Consider the following 24441-nt stretch of genomic DNA (forward strand, 5'->3'; position numbering starts at 1 on the left):
GGTCACTTGGCGAGCAGGCGCGCCAGGCCGGTCACGGACAGGATGCTGGCCACGTAGGGCTGGGCCCGGGTGAGAGTCAGCGAGATCTCGGCCACGGCGGCAGCCGACGCCGCGTCGATCAGCACGGCGACACCGGCCGCGTCCAGCAGGGGCACCCCGGACAGGTCGACCACGACCGGGTCGTTCCCGGCCAGGCCGATGGCGTGTCGCAGGCCGATCCGCATGCGCTCGGCGGTGTCCCGGTCGACCTCGCCGCGGACCCGGGCGACCACGACGTCGTCCTCGCGCACCGCCTCGACCACCATGGGGTGACGCTCGAAGCGGCCCTCGGGGCCCTCCCAGCGCGGCGGGGTGTCGCTCAGCATCGCCTCGCGCAGCCAGGACAGCGCCCGGCTGAGCAGGCGCGACACGTGCATCTGGGAGATGCCGAGCTCGGTGGCGATCTCGGCCTGGGTGCGGTTGCCGTAGAAGCGCATGGCCAGCATGCGGCGCTCCCGGGGCGGCAGGCGGAGCAACAGGTCGCCCACGGTGACCTTGTCGTCGACCAGTTCCAGTTCGCTGTCGAGACCGCCGAGCAGCTCGCCGAACTCGACGGCGCCGTCACCCCCGCCGACCGGCGCGTTGAGCGACGAGGGTGAGTAGCCGGCCGACGACTCCTGCGCCTCCAGCACGGCGGCGACCGGGGCGCCCAGCCGCTCGGCGATCTCGGCGGCGGTCGGCGTACGCGAGAGGATGCTGGTCAGAACCATGGTGGCGTGCCCGACCTCGAGGCTAAGATCCTGCACCCGCCGGGGCACGTGGACACCCCACGTCTTGTCGCGGAAGTGGCGCTTGATCTCGCCCGAGATGGTGATGACGGCGTACGCGGTGAAGGAACCCCGCTCCGGGTCGTAGCGGTCGATCGCCTTGACCAGCCCGAGCCGTGCCACCTGCTCGATGTCCTCGAAGGTCTCGCCGCGTCCGCGGTAGCGCCGGGCCAGCCGCCCGGCGAACGGCAGGCAGAGCCGGGTCAGATCCTCACGCAGCGCGGCACGCTCGGCCGGGTCGGACTGCAGGGAGCGCTCGGAGTAGGCCAGCGCGGCCGCGTCCAGGTCTTCGAGCCCGTCGTCCACGGTGGGCGCGCCCGGACGCTGCGCGGCCTGCGACTGCAAGGCGCCGTGATCGGACATCGGCTCTCCCTTCAGCGGCGACGGCCCGGAACAAGGTGAACGCCACAAGTACCAGGGCGACCCGGATTTACGACCCTGACCGCCCTTGCCCGACCGTACTGCCCGGTTCGACCGGCGCTCAAACAAGTCGGAATGTCATTCCGAAATTCACTGATCGGGGCGATCCTTGTCGTTGAGCGGCTTGTTGAGCTGACCCATGTTGGGCGCCTCGAGCTTGGGCCGGGACGGGCGCGGACCGGCTTCAGCGGGACCCGCGTTGGCCGCCTGGGGCGGGGTGGTCCGCTGACCGACCGCCGGCGGGCGATTGGCCTGGCTCGGGGCCTCGGGCGGCGGGCGGCTCGGATTCATCATCGCGGCGCGGGGCGCTGAGTTCTGCTCGGGCGTGGTGGCGCCGAAATGGGCGGAGGCGTTGCCCAGGCCGGGAAGTACGGCCGGGGCCTGGGCGGGACGTCCGGGCAGGCCGGACGGCTCCTCCCCGGTCGGACCGGCCGGGCCGGGATGGGCGGCCGGCGCCTGCCCGGAGTATCCGGGAGCCTGCCCGAGGCCGGACGGCTCGTGACCGTTGGCCGCCGGGCCTCCCGCAGCCGGGTCGCCGGGTACGCCCGCCGGCATGCTGGGCACGGCCTGACCGCCCGGCGCGGTAGGGCCGCCCGGCGCGGTAGGGCCGCCCGGCGCGGTAGGGCCGCCCGGCGCCCCGGGGACTGCGCCGGTCCGCGAGAGGCCGGACGGCACCTGGCCGGAGGGCATGCCGGACAGACCGGACGGCTCGCTCGCCGGAGCAGGCGGGGCCGGGGCCGGGGCAGGAGCACCAAGGTGAGCGCCAAGGCCCGAAAGCCCCTCGCCCTCGGAAGCAGCCGGGTGGGTCGTCTCGCGGGCCGCCACGGGTTGCGGCATCGCGGGCTGCGGAACGGGCAGGTCGGTGACCGGCCGCGGCGTCATCGCTTCGGCAACCGGCTCGGGCGTCATCGGTCCGGCGGCCGGGGTGGGCTGGGACGGATCGGCGAACGGCCGGGCCGGCGACTGGGGCCGACCGGCGACCTCGGCCGGCGGTGTGGCCGGCCCGCCGGGCATGCCGGGCGCTCGCGGCGCGACGGGACGGGCCGGGACGAACTTGGGGGCGTCGAGCGGCCGGGTCTGGTGCCAGTTCGGCGGGAGGGGCGACGCGGCCGGCTCGCGCTGGGCCGGCGCCTCGCCGGCAACCGGCGCCGCCGGCGCCATCCCGGTGGGGCGAGCGGCGGCATCCAGCCCGGCGTCCGGCATGCCGCCGGCCGGGCGAACCGCAGCCGGCGGGCTGCTGCCGAGGTCAGCCGTCGCCCCCGGAGCCGACGCGCTTCCGGCTGCGTCGGCATCAACCACCGGCCCGGCAGTGGCCGCAGCCGACGCCCTCCCAGCCGAGCCGGCATCAGCTACCGGCCCGGCAGTGGGCGGAACCGACGCGCTCCCAGCCGAGCCGACATCAGCAACCGGCCCGGCAGCCGGCGCGGCCGGAGTGCTCCCCGCCGAGCCGGTGTCGTCGACCGGCACGGCCGTTCGGGCGCTGTCTGTGGCCGGAGCGTCGTGCTGACGGAATGGCGAGCCGGTCTTGGGCGGCTCCTCCATGCTGGTGCGGAAGCTCATCGCCAGGCGGGGTCCGCTCGGCTCCTCCGCGGAGGAGCGCAGCCCGCTCTCCTGGGCCAGGTCCACCGGCGCGGGCACAGCTTCGGGCGGTGTCAAAGACGTCAGGCGATGCTCCGGCGGTATCACGGGCGATCCGTTCTCCGGCCGCAGCGCAGGCAGCGAAACACGGTCGGACGGGCCGGCGGACGCCCGCCCGGGCTGCACCTCGGACACCGAGTCGGGCGTCAATCGCACCACGGACGGCGAGTCGGGCTCCGATGACATCGCCGCGTCGCCTCCGGGCAGCCGCACCGACGCTGAGCCCGGGTCGGATGGCAGCGCGACGGGCGCGACGAACGAGATGTCGACCGGCGTCTCGTGCCGGGCCTCCCCATAGCCGGGACCGGTCGACGGGCTGCCGTCGTCGGGCGCGGCGCGGCGGGCCACGTACTCGGAACGCACCGGCTCGTCGTCGGACGTCATCACGACGGGCGACCCGAACGCCGTGGGCGACCGCCGGCCGGCAGCCGACGCGAACGCGGATGCGGAGGCGTCCAGCGTCTCGACGACGTCGGGCGAACCGAACGCGGTCACCGGCGCATGATCGTCGGCCGAGCCGAACGCGGTCGACGGCCCATAGTCGTCCGCGGAGCCGAACGCGGTCGACGGTCCGTCTGCGTCCGAAGCACGGAAGTCCGACGGCTCGCGGGCGCCGGCGGAGCCGAACCCCATGGGCGGGCCGAGCGGCGGCAGCGAGGCCGCCTCGCCGTACGGCTCCCCCAGGCCGCGCCGGGACGCGGCCACCAGCCCGGACTCCTCGGCCAGGCCGGCTGCCACCACGACCTCGGCCGCGGCCTGACCGGCGGCGCAGGGCAGGCGCTCGCCGCAGGCCGGGCACACGGTCAGCCCCTCGCCGGGACCGTGTCCACCGGCGTGCGCCTCCAGCACCTCGCGCGCCGTACGGGCCAGGATGCTGTCCGGATCCACGAAGGCCCTCGTCGGTGCCACGTCAGCCGCCCCCAAATTCCGCTGCGAGACGATCGCCTCGCCGACACCGGACCAGTTGACCGCCGATCGGTGGCGATTCGCGCGGTTTTCAGCATTTCGGCGACGCAGGTGGCAAACGAGCAAGATGCTCATCTTCGCCGCCTACCGTGCTCACGTATTCACTCACGGTGCTTGTCGGTTGACTCTCCGTACGATATGAGAATCCCTCAGGAGGTGCCCCCATGGATGACCTCGACCTGCATCGTGAGCAGATCCTCCGGCATGTCGGTCCCATCATCACCGGTCGCTTCGCCGGCTTCCTGGCCTCGTACACCCGGGAGGTTCGCATCGGCCAGCCCCTGGTCATGGCCGTCTTCCTCGCCTCGAGCGTGTTCCACATGCTCGGCGCGGCCCTGCGCATGAAGCCCAGCCGCCGCAGCTTCAAGGAACTCAAGAAGGGCCCCGAGTTCCTGGTGACGCCCGTGCGGCTGCGCGACGACCTGGGCCAGACCTACGAGGTCGAGATGCACGGTCAGCTACCCCAGTCGGCCCTGCGGCGCGGCGACCTCGTGCAGGTCACGACGACCCCGCAGAAGGACCCGACGCTTCCCGTGCGCCTCGTGCGGGTGGTCAACCTGACCACGATGCAGCCGTTGACCCCGCGCATCCCGACGATGTGGTCGCACCTGGGTCCGGCCCTGCTGCTCCAGGCCGTGCTCGGCATCGTGGTCGTTGCCGCGATCATGGCCTTCTGGATGAGCTAGAGCTCGTTCAGCGGCACCGCGTCGGCGAGGGCCCGCATTCCCTCGTCGTTCGGGTGCAGGTGGTCGCCCCCGTCGTAGCGCGGGTTCAGCCGCAGCGGCTGGAGCGGGTCCCGCAGCGCGCGGTCGAAATCGGCCACGCCGTCGAAGGCGCCGCCGCCCCCGGAGCGGATCCACGCGTTGACGCGCTGGCGCACCCGGTCGGCGGCCGGCGTGTACGAGTGGTAGCCCTGCCACGGCGTGATCGTGCCCGCCACGACCCGCAACCCCTCGGCCCGGGCGCGCGCCGCCAGCCCGGCCAGGCCCAGCGCGAGCCGCGCGGGGTCGGTCTGGCGGGGCTCCTGCATGATGTCGTTGATGCCGGCCAGCAGGATCACGGCGCGGGCGCCCGAGCGTTCCAGCACGTCCTCGGCGAAGCGGGCCTGCCCGGAACGGCCGGCCACAGCGGTGATCCGGTAGCGCGGGTAGCGCGCGTCCAGCAGGATCCGGTTGCCGCTGATGCCCGCGTTGGCCACGCCGTAGTCCGGGTCGGGAGCCGCCGCCAGCCGGGCCGCCAGCAGGTCGGTCCAGCGCCGGTTGCGGCCCGGGGTGGAGGCGGCGCCGTTCGTGATCGAGTCGCCGAACGCCACGATCGTGCCGGGTGCGCCGGTCACCTCGACCGCCGTCACGTAGAACCAGGCCCAGACGCCCCGGGTGAACGCCGCGGCGGTCTCGTCGCCCGCGTGGTCGGCCGGGCCGGGACTGACCAGCGACCGCTGTTTGGGCGCGGCGTGCAGGGTGGCGGCGGCCGGCCGGCGCGGGGTCCAGACGCTCACGAGCAGGTCGGCGTCGGGCGGGACGGCGAGCGGCAGCGCGTCGCTGAGCACGTCGCCGCCCGGTGGCACGGTCACCTCCCCGCGGCCGCCGAACGCCGCCTCCCGCATCGAGCCCGGAACCGCCGTACCGTCGCTGGGGTCGGCGGAACCGTCGCGGCGGCCGCCGGCGTGGGCCGAGAGCGCCACCGTCACCCGCCCGAAGCGCACCGGCTCGACGCCGAACCGGTTGCTGAGCCGGACGCGCGCCCGCGGGCCGCCGATCGTCGTGTGAACCACGTTGCGCACCGTGTGCCCGGGCAGTCCGGCTCGGCTCGCCGACGACGGCGCGGCCGACCACGCGGTCGACCAGGACGGCAGGGACGGCCGGGAGGGAAACAAGGCCGGCGCGGCCTGAGCCGACGCCTGCGGGGACGGCGCACCGGACCGCAGCGGACCGAGCGCCGTCCACGTGACCGTCAGGACCGTGGTCAGCACCGAGGCCACCACGACACCGATCAGCAACCGCCGCACGTTCAAGATCTTGCCCTCCCGAGGGTGCAGATCCGGATGAAATCCGCTGCGGAGGGGTACCGCATCGGACGTGCCCGCCGGTCTCACCTTCCATCGGATCGATGCCGCAGGAGAAGGACAGCGGGTGCGATCTCATGCTTTGGTGTCGCCTGGCGCGGCTGCCTGCCGTGTGTGACTGTGAGGGAAGTGCAGAGAGGTGGTGCGCCGTGGGCGAGGACGTCGATCAGGCCAACTTCACCCGTGAGGACCGCGCCAGGTACCGGCACAAGATCCGCCGCAGCCTGGATGTGTTCGCGGCCATGCTGCGCGAGTCCCGCTTCGATTTCGAGCGGCCGCTGACCGGCATGGAGATCGAGCTCAATCTGGTCGACGAGAACTGCGACCCGGCGATGCGCAATTCCGAGGTGCTGGGCGCGATCGCCGATCCCGACTTCCAGACCGAGCTCGGGCAGTTCAACATCGAGATCAATGTGCCCCCGCGGCGCCTGGCGGGTGACGAGAACGCCGATCTGGAACGTACGCTGCGGGCCAGTCTCAACAACGCCGAGAAGCATTCCCGTACGGTCGGCGCGCACACGGTGATGATCGGGATCCTGCCGACGTTGAAGCGCGAGCACATGACCGACGACGCGCTCTCCGCCAATCCCCGCTACAAGTTGCTGAACGAGCAGATCTTCGCGGCCCGCGGCGAGGACCTCGACATCCGGATCGACGGGGTCGACCGGCTGGCCGTCACCACCGACACGATCGCGCCCGAGTCGGCCTGCACCAGCACCCAGTTCCACCTGCAGGTCAGTCCGGCCCAGTTCGCCGCCTACTGGAACGCGGCCCAGGTCATCGCCGGCATTCAGGTGGCCCTCGGCGCGAACTCGCCCCTGCTGTTCGGCCGGGAGCTGTGGCGCGAGACGCGCATCCCCCTGTTCGAACAGGCCACCGACACCCGGTCGGAGGAGATCCGGGCCCAGGGCGTACGCCCGCGGGTGTGGTTCGGCGAACGCTGGATCACCAGCGTCTTCGACCTGTTCGAGGAGAACGTCCGCTACTTCCCGGCCCTGCTGCCGATCTGCGACGAGTTCGACCCGGCCGAGATCCTGGAACGGGGCGAGGTGCCCGAGCTGAGCGAGCTGCGGCTGCACAACGGCACCGTCTACCGCTGGAACCGGCCGATCTACGACGTCGTCAAGGGCCGTCCGCACCTGCGGGTCGAGAACCGGGTGCTGCCGGCCGGACCGACCGTTGTGGACACGATGGCCAACGCCGCCTTCTACTACGGCCTGATCCGCACCCTGGCCGAGGCCGAACGTCCGCTGTGGACGCAGATGAGCTTCAGCGCGGCCGAGGAGAACTTCCACACCTGCGCGCGGCACGGCATCGACGCCACCGTGTTCTGGCCCGGTCTGGGCTACATCCAGGTCACCGAGCTGGTGCTCCGCCGCCTGCTGCCGATGGCCCACCAGGGGCTCGAACGGTGGGGCGTCTCGCAGGGCGAGCGCGACCGGTTGCTGGGCATCATCGAGCAGCGCTGCCTGACCCACCGCAACGGCGCCGCCTGGCAGGTGCAGACCCTGCACGCCCTGGAGGCCGACGGTGTCGACCGCCAGGACGCCCTGCACGAGATGCTGCGGCGCTACCTTCCCCTCATGCACGAGAACCTCCCCGTGCACGAGTGGCCCTACCCCGACTGAGCGTCAGCCCGGCTCGTCACAGGCCGGCCAGGAACGTGTCGAGGACGTTGTTGAAGGCGACCGGCTGCTCCAGGTTGGGGAGGTGGCCGGCGCGTTCGATCACCGCCAGGGCCGAGCCGGGGATCAGGGCGTGCATCTGTTCGGCGTCGGCCACGGGGGTGAACTCGTCGTCCCGGCCCACGACGATCAGGGTGGGAACGGTGACCCCGGTCAGCAGATCGCGGTAGTCGGGGCGGTCGGCCCGGCCCCGCAGCGCGGCGGCAGCCCCGGCTGGAGGGGCGCCGAGCATCATCGTCATCACGTGGTCGGCCACGGCCGGCATCGCCTCGACGTTGTAGGGAGCGATCATCTTGGCCAGGTTCTGTTCGGCGTAGCCGGTCATGCCCTCGGCCTCGAGGCGACCGGCTGTCGCCCGCCGGTGAGACCTGGCCTCGGGGGTGTCGGCCCGGGGGAAGGTGTCGGCCAGCAGCAGGGCCCGGATCCGGGACGGGAACTGGCGGTAGCACTCCATGACGATCTGGCCGCCCATCGACAGGCCGCCCAGCACCACGTCGTCCAGACCCAGGTGGTCGAGCAGGGCGGCGACGTCCCGGGCGAACACGGGCAGGGGCGTGCTGCCCTCGACGACCGCCGTCGTGCCGTAGCCGCGCAGGTCGGCTGTGATCACCCGCCACCCCGAGCCGGTCAGCGCCGCCACCTGCGGGGCCCACATCGAGCGGTCGAACGGGTGCCCGTGCACCAGCACCAAGGGCCGGCCCGCGCCGGCGTCGTCGTAGCCGATCGTGATTCCGTTGACCTCCGCTGTGCCCATGGGATCGACGCTAGTGAACGCTCCCGATCAGGGAACGGGCCAATCTCGCGTTCGCGGCCCGAGGCGGGCGATCGCCACGGTGATCCCGGCGTGCTTCTGCTTGGGCAGAATCAGCGAGCCGGCCGGGCCGACGGCACGGAGGGCGGCGGCCTCGGCGACGCTGGGCGTGCCGACCGCCGCGGCAACGACCCGGCTCGGGTTCGGCACGTCCTGGCCGGCCAGCTCGGCAGCCCGCAGGGCGACCAGGCGCCAACCGCGGTCGAGAGCCACTTCCCGTATGGCGGGTTCGGCGGCCCGGCGGTCGGCGGTGGCCAGCACGGTCACGTCGGAGACGGTCAGGCCCGCCGCCGCGAGGGCCGCGTCCACCGCCACGCACAGATCGGCGGCCGCCACCCCGGCCCGGGCGCCGATCCCGACAACGACCATCAGGCAACGGCATCTTCGGGGACGGTCACAACGCGGTGACCAACCGGGACGCGAAGCCTGGGTTACCCGCCCAGTGCAGGTGCAGGTAGGACGCGTGGATCGACGCCGTGGCGAAGCCCTCCGGGTCGGCGCCGCGCCAGGCCCAGGCCGCGCCGCCGGCCGGGGAGAGCAACAGGCCCGACCGCGGATGCACGGTCGTCCGGTGGAACTCGTGACCCGTGACCCGTGTGCCGGCGGGGGCCAGCGGGCTGTCCGTCAGCGCCACCGCGTCGCGGTAGCCGAGCGTCAGGGTCGGGGTCATCGCGGCCTCGGCGTCGATCACCCCGCACATCGGGGCGCCGTCCAGGGTGTGGCACAGCCAGAGCAGGCCGGCGCACTCGGCCGCGATCGACCCGCCGGAGGCGGCCAGGGCGGCCACCGACTTCCGCAGCGGCTCGTTGGCGCTCAGCTCCGACGCGTACACCTCGGGAAAGCCCCCGCCGACCACGAGACCGCGCGTGCCCTCGGGCAACGCCTCGTCGCGCAGGGGATCGACCGTGACGACCGAGGCGCCCGCGCCGGCCAGCAGCTCGGCCGTCTCGGCGTACGCGAACGAGAAGGCGGGCCCGCCCGCGAGCGCCACCACCGGCCGCCCGGGCGCCGGATCGGCGGCGACCGGCGACCAGGGCTCGGCGTCGAGCGGCGGGGCCGACCGGGCGATCGCCATGACCTCGGCCAGGTCGACCGACGACTCGATCAGCGCGGCCAGGGCGTCGACCGACTCCCGGGCCTCGGCGCGGCGCTCGGCCGCGGGCACCAGGCCGAGGTGGCGGGACGGCGCGGCCACGGCATCGGCCCGCCGCAGCGCGCCGAGCACCGGCGTGCCGACCTCCTCGCAGGCCTCGCGCAGGATCGCCTCGTGCCGGTCGGAGCCGACCCGGTTCAGGATCACGCCGGCCATCCGCACGCTGCCGAAGCTGCGGAACCCGTGCACCAGCGCGGCGATCGAGCGGCCCTGCGCGGCCGCGTCGACCACCAGGATCACCGGCGCCTCGAGCAGCCCGGCCACCTGGGCCGTCGATCCCGTCTCGCCGGCGCCGGTACGCCCGTCGTACAGCCCCATCACGCCCTCGATCACGGCCAGCGACGCGCCCTGCGAGCCGTGCGCGAACAGCGGCCCGATCAGGTCCTCCCCCACCAGCACGGAATCGAGGTTGCGGCCCGGCCGCCCGGCGGCGAGCGCGTGGTAGCCGGGGTCGATGTAGTCCGGCCCGACCTTGAACGGCGCGACCGGCAGCCCCCGCCGGGCGAACGCGGCCAGCAGTCCGGTCGCCACCGTGGTCTTGCCGTGTCCGGAGGCGGGCGCGCCGATGACGACCCGCGGCATGGTCACCATTCGATGCCCTGCTGCCCCTTGCGGCCCGCGTCCATCGGGTGCTTCACCTTCGTCATCTCGGTGACCAGGTCGGCCGCCTCGAGCAGCGCCGGCGCCGCGTCCCGGCCGGTGATCACGACGTGCTGGTTGCCCGGACGCTCGGCCAGCGTGGCCACCACCTCGTCGACGTCGACCCAACCCCACTTCATCGGGTACGTGAACTCGTCGAGCACATAGAACCGGTGGGTCTCGGCGGCCAGGTCCCGCTTGATCTGAGCCCAGCCCTCGGCCGCCTCGGCCGCGTGGTCGCGTTCGGCGCCGGCGCGCTGGATCCACGACCAGCCCTCGCCCATCTTGTGCCAGGTGACCGGCGCTCCCCCGGTGGCGCCGAGCGCCTTGAGCGCGGATTCCTCGCCCACCCGCCACTTCTCCGACTTCACGAACTGGAAGACGCCAACCGGCCAGCCCGCGCTCCACGCGCGCAGGGCCATCCCGAAGGCAGCGGTCGACTTGCCCTTACCGTGTCCGGTGTGGACGGCCAGCACGGCCTGGCGCCGGCGCTGGCGGGTGGTGAGGCCGTCGTCCGGCACGGAGGTGACTTTTCCCTGCGGCATCAGGCGGCCCGGCCCGTCTCGAGGCCCTCCACCGGCATCAGGTCGGCGTCGAGCGCGGCAGCGAGCCGGGCCGCGAGCCGCAACCGGATCGGCCCGGATTCGCAGTCGACCACCACAGTGGACACCCCTGCGAGCGCCGGCGCCACGGTGGCCGGGTCGGGTCCGCTGGTGGCCCGGCCGTCGGTGACGACGATCAACAGCGGCCGCCGGCGCGGGTCACGGCGACGCTCGGTCGCGATGGTCGCGGCGGCCGTCCGGAGGCCGGCGGCCAAGGGCGTACGTCCCCCCGTGCGCAGACCCGCCAGCCGGAGCACCCCCACCTCATGGCTGGACGTGGGCGGCAGCACCTGCTCGGCCTCGTGCCCCCGGAAGGTGATCATCCCCACCCGGTCCCGCCGCTGATAGGCGTCGCGCAGCAGCGACAACACCGCCGTCTTCACCACCGTCATCCGCTTGCGGGCCGCCATCGACCCCGAGGCGTCGACCACGAAGAGCACCAGGTTCGACTCCCGCCCGACGTGCACCGCCTCCCGCAGATCCCGGGGCAGCACCATCGGCCGCCAACCCGCATCCACGGGCGCATCGCCCGCGCGGTGCACCTGGCCCCGCTCGCCGTCCGACTGAGGCCCGGCAGCGCTCGAGTCACGCGCCCCTCCCACCTCTGCCTGCCCGGTGCGTACCCGATTTGGGACTGCTCCTTCGCGCCCCTGGCCGATCCGTGACCGCTCAGTGCCCGCACGGTGCAGAGCCGCGCGCAGGGTGGCCGGCAGGTGCGGCGCCCCGGCCAGCCGACCGGTCGGCATCCGAGAGCCGACAACGCGTCCACGCCGCGACAGCGACAGCGAACGACGACCGGCGTGGCCGCCCTCCCCACGACGCGCGATGCTCAGAGTCTTCGTTCGATAGGCAGAACCCGGCGCGACCGCCGCCGCTCCGGCTACCCGATTCTCGCCGCGCCCGCCGTCCTCATCGGATTGCTGGTCCGCGGCCGATTTATCCGTCATTTCCGGACTGGGCAATGAGGACTGCGACGTCGGAGAAGCGCCGTCGTCCGAGGAGCCGCGGGCGCCTTCCGGGCCGCCGTCAGCCGATCCCCCATCGCCGCCACCGCTGTCCGGGCCGCCACGGTCCGAGCCGCTGCTGTCCGAGCCGCTGCTGTCCGGGCCGCCCCCGTCCGGGCCGCCGTCCTCGGGGCCACCAGCAGGCGGGGCGTCGTCCGGGTCGTCGTCCCCGAGCTGCGCGTCCGCTTCCTTCAGGGCTTGCTCGAGGCGCTGCTCGTCGGTGCCGGGCGGGTCGAGGGGATCCTTGCGGCGGCGGTGCGGCAGCGCCAGGCGCGCGGCATCGCGTACGTCATCGGCAGTGACCAGCTCGCGGCCGTGCCAGGCCGCCAGGGCGACCGCGCAGCGGGCCACCACGATGTCCGCGCGCATCCCGTCCACCCCGTACGCGAGACTGACCAGCGCGATCCGGTCGAGCTCCCGGTCCGGCAGCACAACGGCCGGCAGCAGGTCCCGGGCGGCCACGATCCGGCCCGCCAGCTCCCGCTCGTCGCCCTCGAACCGCGCCGCGAACCGGTCCGGGTCGAGCTCGTAGGCCAGCCGCCGCCGCACCACCTCGGCCCGGTCCTTGGCGTCGCGCGGCGCGGACACGTTGACCACCAGACCGAACCGGTCGACGAGCTGCGGCCGCGGCTCGCCCTCCTCCGGGTTCATCGTGCCGACCAGCAGGAACCGGGCCGCGTGCTTGACCGACACCCCGTCCCGCTCGACGTGGGCCCGGCCCATCGCCGCCGCGTCCAGCAGCAGGTCGACCAGGTGGTCGGGCAGCAGGTTGACCTCGTCGACATAGAGCACCCCGCGGTGCGCCGCCGCCAGCAGTCCCGGCTCGTACGCCTTGACCCCGTCGGCCAGCGCCCGCTGCAGATCGAGCGTGCCCACCACCCTGTCCTCGGTCGCGCCGACCGGCAGCTCCACCAGCGAGGCGGGCCGGTGGTGAACCGGACTGTCGGCGGCGTGCGGGCCGTCGGGGCAGAGCGGATCCATTTTCGACGGGTCACACGCGAAGCGGCAACCGCGCACCACAGCCACCTCGGGCAGCAGCGCGGCCAGGGCGCGCACGACAGTGCTCTTGGCGGTGCCCTTCTCGCCACGCACCAGAACCCCGCCCACAGCGGGCGAGACGGCGGTCAGCAGCAGGGCGAGGCGCAGATCGGCCAAGCCGACCACGGCCGAGAACGGGTACGGCGTCACGGGAGTCCCTCTCTGCGCGGGTGTCCACGCCCGCGCGGCGGTTGTCACGAGCGGCCGGAGTCTCCTGACTCCCGGATCGTCGCTCCCCGCGCGCCTTCCGGCTGTAGGTGCCGTGGCCTCTGGTGGCGGGTCGCTCCCCGGTCACAGTGGCGGGACCGTCCCGGATTACGCACCGGGTTCCTCCGCTACCGCTCGCCCGCCATGCTTTCTCACGCCCGCCCACCCCGTCAACGCGGGGTAAGGTGACCCCTACGACACGGCCTTCTCCGTCGTGGGCAGGGCCGGCGGGGCGATCCGGTCGAGTTCCTTCACCACCTCGAGCACGGCCAGCGCCGAAGACTCGATGAGCGGCCGCAGCCGGGCGTACAGGTGGGCGTTGGCCGGATCGGGGCGGGTCGGCTCGCCGAGCGGCACGAGCGACGCCGCCTGATCGAGGTCGGGCAGCTCGCCGAGGGCGTGCCGGGCCAGCAGGCACGCGCCGAGCGCGGTGCCCTCCGGGGTGTCGGCCACCGCGACCGGCACGTCGAGCGCGGCCGCGAGCACACCGACCCACAGCTCGGAGGCAACCGCCCCGCCCGTGGCCCGCACCTCGGTGACCGCGATCCCCTCGGCCGTGAACGAGTCCCGGACCAGGGCCAGCTGCTGGCACACGCCTTCGACGGCCGACCGGACGAGGTGGGCGCGCCCGTGTTCCCGCCGCAGTCCCAGGTACGCGCCGCGCAGACCGGGCTTCCACCAGGGCGCCCGTTCGCCGAGCAGGTACGGCAGGCAGAGCAGCCCGTCGCTGCCGGCCGCCACCCCCTGGGCCTCCACGAGCAGGGCGGCGTCGCGTTCGTCGGCGTCCTCCCCCTCGGCGCCCGGCCGTTCGAACCCGGCCGCGAAACTCTGCCCGGCCCAGCGCACCACCGAGCCGGCGTTGTTGACCGCCCCGCCGATCACCCAGCGGTCCTCGGTGAGCGCGTAGCAGAACAGCCGCCCCGCCCGGTCGGCGGTGGGCCGGTCGACCACCGTCCGGAGCGCGCCGCTGGTGCCCAGCGAGACCGCCGCCACCCCGGCCGGGGTGGCTCCGACGCCCAGGTTGGCCAGGGGTCCGTCGGCCGCGCCGATGACCAGCGGGGTGGCCGGGTCGAGCCCCGCCGCCCGGGCGACGCCGGGCCGCAGCTTGAGGACCGTGGTCGTCGGCAGCACCTCGGCCAGTTGCCCGGCGGTCACTCCAGCGATGTCCAGCGCCTCCGGGTCCCACCGCCGCTCGTGGATGTCGTAGAGCCCCGTGCCGCTGGCGATCGACAGATCCACGGCGTACGGGGCGTCGGCCAGAGCGGCCAGCACGAGCTCCTTCACGCCGCCCCAGCGCGGGGTCTTGCGCAGGGTCTCGGGGTCGTTGTCGCGCCACCAGGCCAGCTTGGTCAGCGGCGACATCGGGTGGACCGGCGTTCCCGTACGCCCTTGCAAGCGCTTGCCCCGGCCCTCGGCCACGATCCGCTCGCTCTGTTCCCCGGCGCGGGCGTCGGCCCAGGTGACCAGCGGCCCGAGCGGCGCGCCGTCGCCGTCCATCGGCACGATCGCGTGCAGGAAGGCGCTGAGCCCGACGGCGATCACCCGGTCGCCGTTCGCGCGGCAGGCCTCGGCGACGTCGACCAGCGCCTTGACCGCGGCGTCGCGCAGCGCGGCCGGGTCGAGCTCGGCCCGCCCCGGCCCGGGCACCACGAGCGGGTAGTGGACGCTGGTCAGCGCACGGATCGTGCCGTCGGGCCCGGCGGCCACCCCCTTGGTGGCGGTGGTTCCGGTGTCGATCCCGATCACGACGTCCATGCGTGTCCTCCCAGCGTCCGGCTGCCCTCAAACCTAAGGCAGGGCGACGCGCGCCGCTCGGCCCTGCCGGGGACGCACCTCCAGATGGGTGGCGGCGGCCGGGATCACGGCGGCCTGCCCGGCAACCGGCAGCCAGGCCCCGTCCCGTACGCGGTAGAGCAGTTGGCAGTTGAGCGCGGCCACCGCCACGCCCAGCTGCTGCGGCAGGCGGGCGTGCAGGATCGGGTAGGACTGGCCGATGTTGTCGGTGCCGTCGCTGGACAGGCCGTCCTCGAGCCGGCCCAGATAGTTGACCCGGGGCTTCTCGCCCGCGCGGGCCGCCATCCAGAAGGCCCGGGCCCGGCCGTCCAGCGCGAGGGTCTGCACCACCAGGCGGCGCCCGTCGGCCGTCGCACCGCTCAGCCGCCACTGGGTCGGGCCGGTCCAGCTGTGGTAGCCGTACGGATCGAGGTAGGCCTGCTGCGCGCCGACGTCCCACCAGTCCTTCTCGGAGCCGGTCGGCTCGTTCGCCCAGGCCTTCTCGCGGCCGGGCAGCAGGTGGTCGATCCGCTCCGGCATCAGGTTCTGCGCGTTGCTGCCGTCGTCGGCCACGGCGTTCAGGTTGGCCAGCCACACCTTGTCCGGCGCCTCCCCCGACCGCAACGCGAACGGAACGAACCGGCCCGGATCCGGGATCCGCCGGACGACGGCCCCGTCGACCTCGGAAAGCGGCTCGAACGTCCGCTCGACGCGGCCCTCGGCGTCGATTCGGAGCTTGCCGGAGAACATCACGTCGCTCCCGCCGGTGAACACCACGAGGACGTCGCGGTCGGGCCCGGCGATCATGGCCCCGGGCTGCACCGTGCCCTCCGGCACCAGCTCGGCGCTCTCGACGGCCTGGGGCTCCCCGCCGACGACCTCGATGAAGCTCTGCAGGTCGTATCCGTCCCGCATCCCGGACGGACCGGTGACCGCGGCGACCGGCCCGCCCGGGGTGCGCCCGATCCAGCGGACTTTCGTCCCCGGCCCGTACGCCTTCTGGACGCGCCGGACCAGCTCGAGGTCGCCCGCCAGGTCCCCGCGGACACGGTCGTCGGCGGGCGCCGGACCGCGACCGCGCCGAGCCAGCGGAGCCAGCCCCGCGCCGGCGACGAGGGCGAGCGCCCCGCCGATGGCCGCCCGCCGCCGGATCACCCGGCGGTGACCACCCGCGCGCACCCGGTCGAGCAGGTCGGGCGCCGGGCTCACGTCGCCCGCGGCCCGGTTGAGCACGTCCCGGATCTCGGTATCGGTCACAGCTCCACCCCTTCGGGGATCAGGGACGGCCCGAGCACCTGCCGGAGCCGGTCGAGCCCGCGGGACGCGTTGCTCTTGACCGTCCCCTCGCTGCACCCGAGCGCGGCGGCGACCTCGTGCACCGGAAGGTCGTCGAGATACCGCAGCACGACCGCGGCCCGTTGCTTCGCGGGCAGTTCGCGCAGCGCGCCGAGCACGGCCGAACGCACCGCCACGTCCTCGCCGTGGTCCGGCCCCGGCTGCTCGTGGTGCGCGTCCAGCGGCGTCTCGGGCCGGCGGGCACGCGACCGCCAGCGGTTGGTGGCCCGGTTGACGAGGGCCCGGCGGGCGTACGCCTCGGGGGCTCCGTGGATACGCCGCCAGCGCACGTACATCTGCTCCAGCACCTCCTGCAGCAGGTCTTCGGCGGCGTGCCGATCGCCGGTGAGCAGGTACGCGACCCGCAACAACCCGGTCGATCGACTTCGCACGAAGTCGTCGAACCCCATCCCGTCTCCCCCCGTCACCCATCAGGACAACGGAGGCCTCAGGAAGGTTGCATGAGCAGCTTCGCGTACTCCTCCCGCAGCTCGTCGAAGCCGTGCTCCTTGGCTGCCATGCCCCGGACCACGCCGTGCGGCTCGCCGTCCAGCAGGTGCTGCAGCACAACGACGCAGACGTGCCACCCGGTGGCCACCGAGGCGTGGCCGGACGGCTCGACCAGCGTGTGCCGCAGCGTCAGCCGGGTGCCGCTGCCGGCCGCCTCCAGCTCCCACCGCAGCAGGTCCGCACCCCACGAGTACTCCAGCACAGCCGGCGGCTCCACCACCCGGATCTCGGCCGGGGTGTCGAGCTTCTCGTCACCGTCCACCATGGTGAGCGTGGTGGCCCCGGGCTCGTTGAGATTTCGGGCAGCGCTGAACGGCGCCCATTGGTCGAGCTCGGCCGGGTCGGTCAGCGCCTCCCACACCACGGCCGGCGGTTGCCGCAGCTCCCGGATGAAGACGAGCGTCCACGGTTCCCCCTGCCCTTCGAGGCGAGCGCCGCCGGCAGTTCCCAGGTCCAGAGTCATGACTCCTCCTTGCGGTCGAGGTGGCGTTCCAGTTCCGCCAGGTGGTGCGTCCACATGCGGCGGTAGGGCGCCAGCCAGGCGTCGAGTTCCCGGAACGGCCCCGGCTCGAGCCGGTAGACCCGCTGCTGGGCACGGGTCTGCGCGGTGACGAGCCCGGCCTCGCGCAGCACCCGCAGATGCTTGGAGACCGCGGGCTGGCTCATGCCGACCGCGGCCACCAACTCGGAAACGGTGCGCTCGCGCACCCGCAGCACATCGACGATGCGCCGCCGGGTCGGTTCGGCCAGCGCGGCCAGGGCGTCCATGCCCCCCAACATGCCACCCGAGGCATATAACCGTCAAGGCATACGAAGATCAGCGAGCAGCCGGCGAGCAGCCGGGGCCCGCGGCTCGGCCGCGGACGATGCGGTACGCAGTGATGTCGCCGTCCAGATAGCCGGCGATCTGGGCAACCGTCGTCGGCGCGTCGCCGTGGACGCCGACATAGGCCAGGATCGCGGAGTCGACCGAGCGGCACGTGGCCTCGGCGGCGACGGTGCGCGCCTGCCGCTCGGCCTTCTTCATGTCGAACTGTGAGTAACAAACGGCAGAAACACTGAGAGTAACCGTCGCTGCCACTACCACGTGGGAAACATGCACCTCAGCAGCCTAGTCATCTTCACCGACGGTGCTCATCTGGCCGAACGGACGAGGATCATGGCCGACAGTGTCACTCTGGGTAGAACACCTAAGGTCCGACGAATCAGGCGACCGGGGCGTTCGCGGCGAGGAAGGCGAGAATCCGGCCGGCCGTCCGCGGGTACCGGCCGTCACCGGGGCGCAGGAACTCACCGTGACGGGCACCGGGGATCGTCACGAACTGCTTGGGGGGCGGCGCCAGCGCGTACGCCTGGCGCCCGGCCCGGATCGGCACGACCCGGTCGCGGTCGCCGTGCAGGAACAGCAACGGCACGGCGGAACCGCCGAACTCCACCGACGGGCGCCGGCCGCTGATCGAGACCCCGGCCCGCAGGTACGACGGATGCCCCGGCCCGAACAGGCCGAGCGTCGTGGTGCCGCCGGCCGAGAAGCCGACGGCGGCCACCCGGCCGATGTCGAGGTGCCCGGCCAGCGCGTCCCCGGGCACCCCGTCCAGCGCCCGCACCGCCTCGATCACGAACGCCGCGTCGGCCGGCTGGCGAGGGATGTCCCGGCGGTCGACCCGCACCCGCGCGTTCGTGTGGGGGTAGGCCGGCGCCGCCACCACGTAGCCCGCCTCGGCCCACCCGGCGACAAGCGGCGCGAACTGCTGCGGCAACCCGCCCAGGCCATGACTGAAGAGGATGATCGGGTGACGCCCGGTGAGCGCCGACGGGTACCAGAGCGTGGTCGGCAGGGGACGGTCCGCACCGCGCGTCAGCTGGAGCACCCGGCTCACCACCGGCCCCTGCGCCGACGCCGGCCGGGCCGGGCCGAACCCGTCGAGCAGCAGCGCCACCACCAACAGCACTGCCCCGATTCTGCGCACGCCGGAAGCGTATGAACGTCACGCAATGCGGTCGATCGCCGTTGTGGGTGACGATGAGACGACGAACACTCCTGGCCCTCGGAGCAACCACCGCCGGCGTCGCCGGAATGGTGGGATACCACAGCCGATCGGGCCAACTGGAACCGGTCATCCCGCATGCCCCGGTGGGTGACGAGCGGCTCGAAAGGCGCGAGTCGGACGCCCGGGGGCGGCTGGTGGACTTCTACACCGCGGTGCCGGCGGGTCACGGCACCGGCCGGGGCCTGCCGGTCTGCATCATCCTGCACGGCGGCTCCAAGACGGCGGCCGACTTCGCGGCGCTCGGCTTCGGCCGGTTCCTGACCGATGCCGTACGGCGGGGAAAGCCCCCGTTCGTGCTGGCCGGCGCGACCGGCGACCGCCTCTGGTGGCGCCCGGACGGCGGCGACGACCCGCAACGCATGGTCCACGAGGAGATCCCGCGCTGGTGCCGGCAGCGCGGCTTCGACCCGGCGCGCGTCGCCCTGCTCGGCTGGTCCATGGGCGGGTACGGGGCGTTGCTGCTCGCCGAGGCCTACCCCGGGTTCGCCCGCGCGGTGGTCGCGCTCTCCCCCGCCGTACGCCCGGGGGACGAGATCTTCACCGCCGCCGGGCAGTTGCGAGGCACACCGGTGGGCCTGTGGTGCGGACGCCAGGACGGGCTCCTCGACAACGTCCAGGCGCTGGCCGAGGCCCTCCCGGAACCACCCGCGGCGGGCAGCTTCACCGAGGGCCGGCACAACTTCGGCTACTGGTCGCGCTGCCTCCCCGCCGGGATGGACTTCGTGAGTGAAGCTTTACGGGGCTGAAGTCACGTCCGTACCGTGGTTACCCAGAGCAACGGTCCAACCACGCTGGAGGATTCCCATGCGTCGTGCCGCCGCCGTACTCACCCTCGTCCTCGCCGGCCTGTGGGTCGCCACGCCCGCGCAGGCCTTCGCCCACAACGCCGTCCACAACTCCGCGCTGCACGCCCTGCTCGACGGGCTGACCCTGGTCGTCGTCTCGTCCCCCGTCTGGACGGCGCTGCTGTGGAGCGGTGGCAGCCGCTGGTGGCTGGCCGCCCTCATCGCCGTCGTGCAGATCCCGGTCGCGATCATCGGCTTCGTGCCGATCCCCAGCCCCTGGTTGCACCTGGCCCTGTTCGCGATCGCCATCGTCCTCACCGGCGTCTCGCTGCGCTTCGTCCGCGGCCAGGCCCGCGCGACAGCCGTGGCAGTCAAACCCTGATCCCCTTGCCGTCCGGCGGCCGTCCTCCGCGCGGCCGCCGTGGCGGTCAAGCTTTCGATCCGCTCACGGCCGGTGCACGTCGTCGGCGCGGCCACCGTAGTGGTCAAGCCTTGATCCACTCGCCGACCGGCGCAGTCGGCCGCCCTGGTGGTCAAGCTTTGATCCACTCGCCGACCGGGCAGTCGGCCGCCCTGGCGGTCAAGCTTTGATCCACTCGCCGTCCGGCGCGCGTACGGCCAGACCGACCACGGTGTGGCCGTCGCGCACGAGTTCGACGTCCGGGCAGCCGTCGGCGGGCGCGTGCCAGCCACCGCCGGGATCCCGCACAGCGTTGTGCCGGCAGTGCTCCTCGTCCACATAGCCCCACGCCATCAGAAGCTCGCGGTCGCCGAGCGAGTAGCACCCGACGGTCGCGACCCGGTCGCCCTCGGCCCGGCGGAAGAAGTCGGCCCTCAGTCCCGGCACGGGAACGCCCTCAAAGGGGGCGTCGAGGACGGTTCGATGCGGCGTATACCCGCTCAAATCAGGCAGCACGTGATCATCAAACCACGTCGCCACACAGAGTTTTAACCCGCGCGTCAAGTGTGATGTTTGACAATGAGCGGATGGTGACCGAGACGATGATGCCGGTCAACGGCATCGAGCTGTGTGTGGAGACGTTCGGCGAGCCCGGCGACCCCGCCCTGCTCCTCATCGCAGGAGCAGCCAGCTCGATGGACTGGTGGGACGACGAGTTCTGCCGCCGCCTGGCCGCCGGCGGCCGGTTCGTCATCCGCTACGACCACCGGGACACCGGCCGGTCGACGTCGTTCCCGGCCGGCGACCCGCCCTACTCCGATGTGGACCTGGCGCACGACGCGCTCGGCGTGCTCGACGCTCTCAGCGTCCACCGGGCCCACCTGGTCGGCTTGTCCATCGGCGGCATGCTGGCCCAGCGCATCGCCGTCGACCGCCCGCACCGCGTGCTGTCCCTGACGTTGATGTCGACGAGCACATCCCCGCCGGCCTTCGAGTTGTCGTTCCCCGCCGACGACGCCGGCGCGTCCGATTCCGAGGACAAGCCGACCGACTGGACCGACCGGCGATCCGCCATCGACGGGCTCGTGTCCTCGGCGCGACGCCTGGGTGGACCCTTCACCGCCGACATCCTGCAGTTGCGCCGGCTCGCCCAGCGCGTCGTCGACCGCACGCACGATATGACCGCGTCGCAGACCAACCACTACATCTGCGCGGAGGGCCCGCCGGTCCGCGACCGCCTGCACGGCATAACCGCGCCCACCCTGATCCTGCACGGCACGCTGGACCCGTTCTTCACGCCGCCACACGCCGAGGCGCTGTGCGCCGAGATCCCGGGCGCCCGACTGGTCTGGCTGGAGGGCGTCGGACACGAGTTCCCACCCGCGGCGGTCTGGGCGCAGGTGATCGACGAGATCATGGGTCAGGCCGGCCGCCGCACACAGCCCGCCTGACCCATCAATGTTGACGTCAATATTGATGCAGTCAACATGAACAAGCTCTCAACGCCCGCTGGAAGTCGCGCACCATCGCCGTCGCTGGATGATCAGCGGGTCGAACGGCGACAACAGCTGAACCGCGGCCGGGTCAGGCGCGTGCGGGCGTGCGGCAACCTCCGCCGGGTCTGCGCGGCCCAACCGGATCCGCGTGGGTCAACGGCGTAGGCCATCCATCAATCGCTTACCGGCGAGCACCGAGCCGCCGACCGCGATCAGGTAGCAGAGGAACAGCGCCGCGGCCTCTCCCGCGCCGGCCACCGCGAAGAAGAAGGCGGCTGCGAACGAGGCCGCTCCCGACCCGAGGACCAGGAACCAGCTGGCGGCCTTCTCGGCCGGCGTCCAGTGCGGTGAGGCGCTGGCCATGAGCATGCCGGCCACCGGCCCGACGCCCGGCAGCACGAACGCCCCGGCCGTGATCAGGCCGATGGCCGTGTATTCAGCCGCTCCCCCACCGGTGGCGGCCGGCGGGGGAGGCGGGACCAGGGCGGGCAACCGGATGTGTGGCGGCAGATGCCCGCGCCGCACCGCCGCCACGAGGGCTTCCGGTGGCCCTAACCGGCGCACGATCTCAGCCGGGTCCTCGATCGGCGAGGCCGGCGAGGTGCGCCGCATGGAGATGTAGTCGGCCACGGTCGTCATCAGGTCATCGCGCAACTCGGGCGCAAGATCCTCACTCTGAGCCCAGAGCGCGGCCAGATAGTCGAGGACGATCACGTCCGTATGAGCGAGCGGTGCGGTCGTCATCCCTGTCTCCCCTGGCTGTTCGGCGCGGTAGAACCAGCATCGACAAGAGCCGCCCCCACAACATCAGCCCCCGGACCGGATCCCATCCCCCGCCTACGACTTTCGGCCGACCCGCCACCCCGACCCACCACCACTCACCACGCCGCCACCGGCCAGCACCATGCGGCACTGGCGGCCCGCCATGCACGTCAACCAGCAACAGAACGGAGACGGCAGCGGAAGGGCCTCGACGACCAGCGGCGAGCGGCGGCGAGCAGGCGTTGAGCGGCAAACCGGCCGCGGCAGACAACAGGCAGCAGCGGCACCGAGCAGGCGGTACGCGGCGGACGGTGGGGCAGGATGGGGGCATGCGCCTCGTTTCGTTGCTGCCGTCCGCTACCGAGATCGTTTACGCCCTTGGGCTGGGCGACGACCTGGTCGGCGTGACCTTCGAATGCGACGAGCCAGCGGCCGCCCGCGCCGAGAAGGCCGTCGTGGTGGGCGGCAAGGACACGCGGGCGATGACGCCGGGGCAGATCGACGCGTACGTGCGGGGGCGCCTCGCCGAGGGCGGCGACCTCTACACGCTGCACGCCGACGCGTTGGCCGGCCTCGCGCCTGACCTGATCCTCACGCAGGACCTGTGCCGGGTGTGTGCGCTGCCGTCGGGTCACGTGACCGACGCGCTCGACCACCTGGGGTGCCGCGCCGACGTGGTCTCGCTCGACCCGTACACCTTGGAGGAGGTGTTCGGCACGATCCGCGCGGTGGGCGAGGCCGCCTCGGTTCAGGACCGCGCCGACAAGTTGATCACGAGCCTGCGCGCTCGCCTGGAGAGCGTCGCCCGAGCCGTGGCGGGACGGCCCCGGCCGAGGGTGACGGTCGTCGAGTGGGTCGATCCGCCGTTCACCGCCGGCCACTGGGTGCCCGACCTGGTGACCGCGGCCGGTGGCGACCCGGTGGCGGCGAGCGGGGGCAAGCGCTCGGTCGAAACCACCTTCGCCGAACTCGCCGCGCCCTCGCCGCAGATCGTGCTGGTCACCCCGTGCGGCTTCCACCTGGAGGGCGCCATCGAACAGGCCCGCCGAGTGGTCCCGCACTTCCCCGGCGCCCAGGTGTGGGCACTCGACGCCGACGGTCTGATCGTGCGCCCCGGCCCCCGCCTGGTCGACGGCGTCGAAGCGATCGCCGCGATCCTGCATCCCGCGGCCGTGCCGTCACCACCGCCCGGAGCCATCGCCCGCGTCCACTGAGCCTCGCACAGCCAAACCCGGCAGGCCGAGCGGCGAAACCGGCCGCGTCCACTCAGCCTCGCACAGCCAAACCCCGCGGGCCGAGCGGCGAAACCGGCCGCGTCCACGGACGCCTCGCACAGCCAAACCCCGCGGGCCGAGCGGCGAAACCGGCCGCGTCCACGGACGCCTCGCACAGCCGAAACCCGGCGGGCCGGGCGGCGGAGTTGCTGAGGACAGAGAGCGCCCGCCGCGCGGGAACCAAGCGCGGCGGGCGCGGGAAGCGGTCGGCTCAGTGCACGAGTGCGGGGCGACGGTGCGGTGCCGCCCAGCGCTCACGAGCCGCCGCACGGATGCGGGATGCGCGGTAGAGCCAGATCGAGTCGCGGCCGAACGACCAGGTCAGCGAGGCCAGGGCCACCGTCAGGACGACCGTGGTGAGGGCGGCCGGCAGCAGGTCGGCGGTGACCAGGGCGAGCACGATGCCCTGGAGCGCGGCGACGACCTTGCGCGAGAACCGCGGGGGCAGCGCCGCGTTGAGCCACGGCAGCGCCCAGGCGGCGACCACGAAGGCGTACCGGAAGGCGCCGATCGCCACCCACCACCAGCCGAAGCGGTCGCCCGCGTAGACGCTCAGCACCAGGATCAGGAACGCGTCGACCTCCATGTCGAAGCGCGCGCCGAGAGCCGTCGTGGTGCCGGTGCGGCGGGCCACCTGGCCGTCGACGCCGTCAAGGGCCAGCGCGACCCCGGCGATCGCGACCAGGGCGGGCGTGCTGACCGGGTGGGCGAACGACGTGACGACCATCGCGGTCACGCCGCCGACCAGGATCGCGCGGGAGAGGGTCACCGCGTTGGCGGCGCCGATCTGGTGCATCCGGGCCCGGTCGAGGCCGGCGCCGAGCAGTCCGCAGAGCACCAGGCCGTACGCTGCGCCGGCGATCAGGCCGGTGGCGGTGAGCCCGAGGGTGCTGCCGAGGAGGGCCAGCAGGCCGAGCTGGGCGGCCAGGCCGACCACCGGCGCCCGGGAGGAGTCGCTGGTGGGTGCGGTTACTGAAGTCACCGTGGCCTCCATGTCCAAGATCGGCCGCCGCGTATGGTT

At 73.2% G+C, this 24441-nt stretch carries 24 protein-coding genes and 1 riboswitch; of the genes, 6 read left to right on the forward strand and 18 right to left on the reverse strand.

Features of this window, described 5'->3' with window-relative positions:
* Nucleotides 1-2: 2 nt before the first annotated feature.
* Together LXN57_RS08820 and LXN57_RS08825 are read right to left on the reverse strand one after the other, a co-directional pair.
* Entirely contained in the window at nucleotides 3-1151 is a 1149-nt protein-coding gene (locus LXN57_RS08820) for a SigB/SigF/SigG family RNA polymerase sigma factor (RefSeq protein WP_438872856.1), read from the reverse strand.
* Between the two features lie 165 nt (nucleotides 1152-1316).
* The gene (locus LXN57_RS08825; protein WP_251797517.1) at nucleotides 1317-3773 is read right to left on the reverse strand and encodes a hypothetical protein; all 2457 of its coding nucleotides are present in this window, start codon (nucleotides 3771-3773) and stop codon (nucleotides 1317-1319) included.
* A 221-nt stretch (nucleotides 3774-3994) separates the two neighbouring features.
* Here LXN57_RS08825 and LXN57_RS08830 point away from each other — a divergent pair, with 221 nt between their 5' ends.
* A complete protein-coding gene (locus LXN57_RS08830; protein ID WP_251797518.1) occupies nucleotides 3995-4516 on the forward strand; it encodes a hypothetical protein in 522 nt (173 codons plus the stop codon).
* Here the strand turns inward: LXN57_RS08830 and LXN57_RS08835 are convergent.
* On the reverse strand, nucleotides 4513-5838 hold the full coding sequence (locus LXN57_RS08835; protein WP_251797519.1) for a GDSL-type esterase/lipase family protein: 1326 nt from the start codon (nucleotides 5836-5838) through the stop codon (nucleotides 4513-4515). The genes LXN57_RS08830 and LXN57_RS08835 overlap by 4 nt on opposite strands.
* Before the next feature lie 206 nt (nucleotides 5839-6044).
* Here LXN57_RS08835 and LXN57_RS08840 point away from each other — a divergent pair, with 206 nt between their 5' ends.
* Entirely contained in the window at nucleotides 6045-7523 is a 1479-nt protein-coding gene (locus LXN57_RS08840; protein ID WP_251797520.1) for a glutamate-cysteine ligase family protein, read from the forward strand.
* Between the two features lie 16 nt (nucleotides 7524-7539).
* Here LXN57_RS08840 and LXN57_RS08845 read toward each other — a convergent pair whose 3' ends face one another.
* From LXN57_RS08845 to LXN57_RS08900, 12 genes are all read right to left on the reverse strand, one after another.
* The gene (locus LXN57_RS08845) at nucleotides 7540-8334 is read right to left on the reverse strand and encodes an alpha/beta fold hydrolase (RefSeq protein ID WP_251797521.1); all 795 of its coding nucleotides are present in this window, start codon (nucleotides 8332-8334) and stop codon (nucleotides 7540-7542) included.
* Nucleotides 8335-8361: 27 nt separating this feature from the next.
* Entirely contained in the window at nucleotides 8362-8760 is a 399-nt protein-coding gene (locus LXN57_RS08850) for a cobalamin biosynthesis protein (RefSeq protein ID WP_251797522.1), read from the reverse strand.
* 25 nt (nucleotides 8761-8785) lie between these two features.
* Nucleotides 8786-10135, reverse strand: a complete 1350-nt coding sequence (locus LXN57_RS08855) for a cobyrinic acid a,c-diamide synthase CobB (protein ID WP_251797523.1) — start codon at nucleotides 10133-10135, stop codon at nucleotides 8786-8788.
* Nucleotides 10129-10728 carry a cob(I)yrinic acid a,c-diamide adenosyltransferase gene (cobO, locus tag LXN57_RS08860; RefSeq protein ID WP_251797524.1) on the reverse strand — a complete coding sequence of 200 codons (600 nt, stop codon included), beginning with the start codon at nucleotides 10726-10728 and terminating at the stop codon, nucleotides 10129-10131. Before cobO ends, LXN57_RS08855 begins: the two co-directional genes overlap by 7 nt.
* Complete coding sequence (locus LXN57_RS08865) at nucleotides 10728-12977, reverse strand: VWA domain-containing protein (protein WP_251797525.1); 2250 nt, start codon at nucleotides 12975-12977, stop codon at nucleotides 10728-10730. Before LXN57_RS08865 ends, cobO begins: the two co-directional genes overlap by 1 nt.
* Nucleotides 12978-13034: 57 nt before the next feature.
* Nucleotides 13035-13160: riboswitch (cobalamin riboswitch) on the reverse strand.
* Between the two features lie 66 nt (nucleotides 13161-13226).
* Nucleotides 13227-14789: a gluconokinase gene (locus LXN57_RS08870; protein ID WP_251797526.1), complete on the reverse strand. Its 1563-nt coding sequence runs from the start codon at nucleotides 14787-14789 to the stop codon at nucleotides 13227-13229.
* 33 nt (nucleotides 14790-14822) lie between these two features.
* On the reverse strand, nucleotides 14823-16064 hold the full coding sequence (locus LXN57_RS08875; RefSeq protein WP_251797527.1) for a hypothetical protein: 1242 nt from the start codon (nucleotides 16062-16064) through the stop codon (nucleotides 14823-14825).
* Nucleotides 16061-16552 (reverse strand): SigE family RNA polymerase sigma factor, encoded by a 492-nt coding sequence (locus LXN57_RS08880; protein ID WP_251797528.1) that lies wholly within the window; start codon nucleotides 16550-16552, stop codon nucleotides 16061-16063. The genes LXN57_RS08875 and LXN57_RS08880 overlap by 4 nt, the downstream gene beginning before the upstream one ends.
* A 38-nt stretch (nucleotides 16553-16590) precedes the next feature.
* Nucleotides 16591-17115: an SRPBCC family protein gene (locus LXN57_RS08885; RefSeq protein ID WP_251797529.1), complete on the reverse strand. Its 525-nt coding sequence runs from the start codon at nucleotides 17113-17115 to the stop codon at nucleotides 16591-16593.
* Entirely contained in the window at nucleotides 17112-17420 is a 309-nt protein-coding gene (locus tag LXN57_RS08890) for an ArsR/SmtB family transcription factor (protein ID WP_251797530.1), read from the reverse strand. Before LXN57_RS08890 ends, LXN57_RS08885 begins: the two co-directional genes overlap by 4 nt.
* A gap of 49 nt (nucleotides 17421-17469) precedes the next feature.
* A complete protein-coding gene (locus LXN57_RS08895; protein WP_251797531.1) occupies nucleotides 17470-17679 on the reverse strand; it encodes a hypothetical protein in 210 nt (69 codons plus the stop codon).
* A gap of 178 nt (nucleotides 17680-17857) precedes the next feature.
* Nucleotides 17858-18622, reverse strand: a complete 765-nt coding sequence (locus tag LXN57_RS08900) for an alpha/beta hydrolase family protein (RefSeq protein ID WP_251797532.1) — start codon at nucleotides 18620-18622, stop codon at nucleotides 17858-17860.
* A 53-nt stretch (nucleotides 18623-18675) separates the two neighbouring features.
* Between LXN57_RS08900 and LXN57_RS08905 the strand changes: the two genes are divergently transcribed.
* Complete coding sequence (locus LXN57_RS08905; protein WP_251797533.1) at nucleotides 18676-19449, forward strand: alpha/beta hydrolase; 774 nt, start codon at nucleotides 18676-18678, stop codon at nucleotides 19447-19449.
* Nucleotides 19450-19507: 58 nt separating this feature from the next.
* Nucleotides 19508-19870 (forward strand): hypothetical protein, encoded by a 363-nt coding sequence (locus LXN57_RS08910; protein ID WP_251797534.1) that lies wholly within the window; start codon nucleotides 19508-19510, stop codon nucleotides 19868-19870.
* A gap of 198 nt (nucleotides 19871-20068) precedes the next feature.
* Here LXN57_RS08910 and LXN57_RS08915 read toward each other — a convergent pair whose 3' ends face one another.
* A complete protein-coding gene (locus LXN57_RS08915) occupies nucleotides 20069-20335 on the reverse strand; it encodes a hypothetical protein (RefSeq protein ID WP_251797535.1) in 267 nt (88 codons plus the stop codon).
* 140 nt (nucleotides 20336-20475) lie between these two features.
* Here LXN57_RS08915 and LXN57_RS08920 point away from each other — a divergent pair, with 140 nt between their 5' ends.
* The gene (locus LXN57_RS08920) at nucleotides 20476-21339 is read left to right on the forward strand and encodes an alpha/beta fold hydrolase (RefSeq protein WP_251797536.1); all 864 of its coding nucleotides are present in this window, start codon (nucleotides 20476-20478) and stop codon (nucleotides 21337-21339) included.
* Between the two features lie 198 nt (nucleotides 21340-21537).
* On the opposite strand, the gene LXN57_RS08925 is transcribed toward LXN57_RS08920, so the two are convergent.
* Entirely contained in the window at nucleotides 21538-22128 is a 591-nt protein-coding gene (locus LXN57_RS08925; protein WP_251797537.1) for an HAAS signaling domain-containing protein, read from the reverse strand.
* A 347-nt stretch (nucleotides 22129-22475) separates the two neighbouring features.
* Here LXN57_RS08925 and LXN57_RS08930 point away from each other — a divergent pair, with 347 nt between their 5' ends.
* On the forward strand, nucleotides 22476-23360 hold the full coding sequence (locus LXN57_RS08930) for an ABC transporter substrate-binding protein (protein ID WP_251797538.1): 885 nt from the start codon (nucleotides 22476-22478) through the stop codon (nucleotides 23358-23360).
* Nucleotides 23361-23631: 271 nt separating this feature from the next.
* Here LXN57_RS08930 and LXN57_RS08935 read toward each other — a convergent pair whose 3' ends face one another.
* Complete coding sequence (locus tag LXN57_RS08935; RefSeq protein ID WP_251797539.1) at nucleotides 23632-24402, reverse strand: CDP-alcohol phosphatidyltransferase family protein; 771 nt, start codon at nucleotides 24400-24402, stop codon at nucleotides 23632-23634.
* Between the last annotated feature and the right edge of the window lie 39 nt (nucleotides 24403-24441).

This window comes from Paractinoplanes hotanensis (assembly GCF_023717965.1).
Lineage (GTDB): Bacteria > Actinomycetota > Actinomycetes > Mycobacteriales > Micromonosporaceae > Actinoplanes > Actinoplanes polyasparticus.

What these genes read in the sequence shown, in the direction of transcription:
- LXN57_RS08830 (WP_251797518.1), top strand. Translation starts at nt 3,995, where the DNA reads ATGGATGACCTCGACCTGCATCGTGAGCAGATCCTCCGGCATGTCGGT.
- LXN57_RS08845 (WP_251797521.1), bottom strand. Translation starts at nt 8,334, where the DNA reads ATGGGCACAGCGGAGGTCAACGGAATCACGATCGGCTACGACGACGCC.
- LXN57_RS08850 (WP_251797522.1), bottom strand. Translation starts at nt 8,760, where the DNA reads ATGGTCGTTGTCGGGATCGGCGCCCGGGCCGGGGTGGCGGCCGCCGAT.
- LXN57_RS08855 (WP_251797523.1), bottom strand. Translation starts at nt 10,135, where the DNA reads ATGGTGACCATGCCGCGGGTCGTCATCGGCGCGCCCGCCTCCGGACAC.
- cobO (WP_251797524.1), bottom strand. Translation starts at nt 10,728, where the DNA reads ATGCCGCAGGGAAAAGTCACCTCCGTGCCGGACGACGGCCTCACCACC.
- LXN57_RS08870 (WP_251797526.1), bottom strand. Translation starts at nt 14,789, where the DNA reads ATGGACGTCGTGATCGGGATCGACACCGGAACCACCGCCACCAAGGGG.
- LXN57_RS08880 (WP_251797528.1), bottom strand. Translation starts at nt 16,552, where the DNA reads ATGGGGTTCGACGACTTCGTGCGAAGTCGATCGACCGGGTTGTTGCGG.
- LXN57_RS08885 (WP_251797529.1), bottom strand. Translation starts at nt 17,115, where the DNA reads ATGACTCTGGACCTGGGAACTGCCGGCGGCGCTCGCCTCGAAGGGCAG.
- LXN57_RS08890 (WP_251797530.1), bottom strand. Translation starts at nt 17,420, where the DNA reads ATGGACGCCCTGGCCGCGCTGGCCGAACCGACCCGGCGGCGCATCGTC.
- LXN57_RS08895 (WP_251797531.1), bottom strand. Translation starts at nt 17,679, where the DNA reads ATGAAGAAGGCCGAGCGGCAGGCGCGCACCGTCGCCGCCGAGGCCACG.
- LXN57_RS08905 (WP_251797533.1), top strand. Translation starts at nt 18,676, where the DNA reads ATGAGACGACGAACACTCCTGGCCCTCGGAGCAACCACCGCCGGCGTC.
- LXN57_RS08910 (WP_251797534.1), top strand. Translation starts at nt 19,508, where the DNA reads ATGCGTCGTGCCGCCGCCGTACTCACCCTCGTCCTCGCCGGCCTGTGG.
- LXN57_RS08920 (WP_251797536.1), top strand. Translation starts at nt 20,476, where the DNA reads ATGGTGACCGAGACGATGATGCCGGTCAACGGCATCGAGCTGTGTGTG.
- LXN57_RS08925 (WP_251797537.1), bottom strand. Translation starts at nt 22,128, where the DNA reads ATGACGACCGCACCGCTCGCTCATACGGACGTGATCGTCCTCGACTAT.
- LXN57_RS08930 (WP_251797538.1), top strand. Translation starts at nt 22,476, where the DNA reads ATGCGCCTCGTTTCGTTGCTGCCGTCCGCTACCGAGATCGTTTACGCC.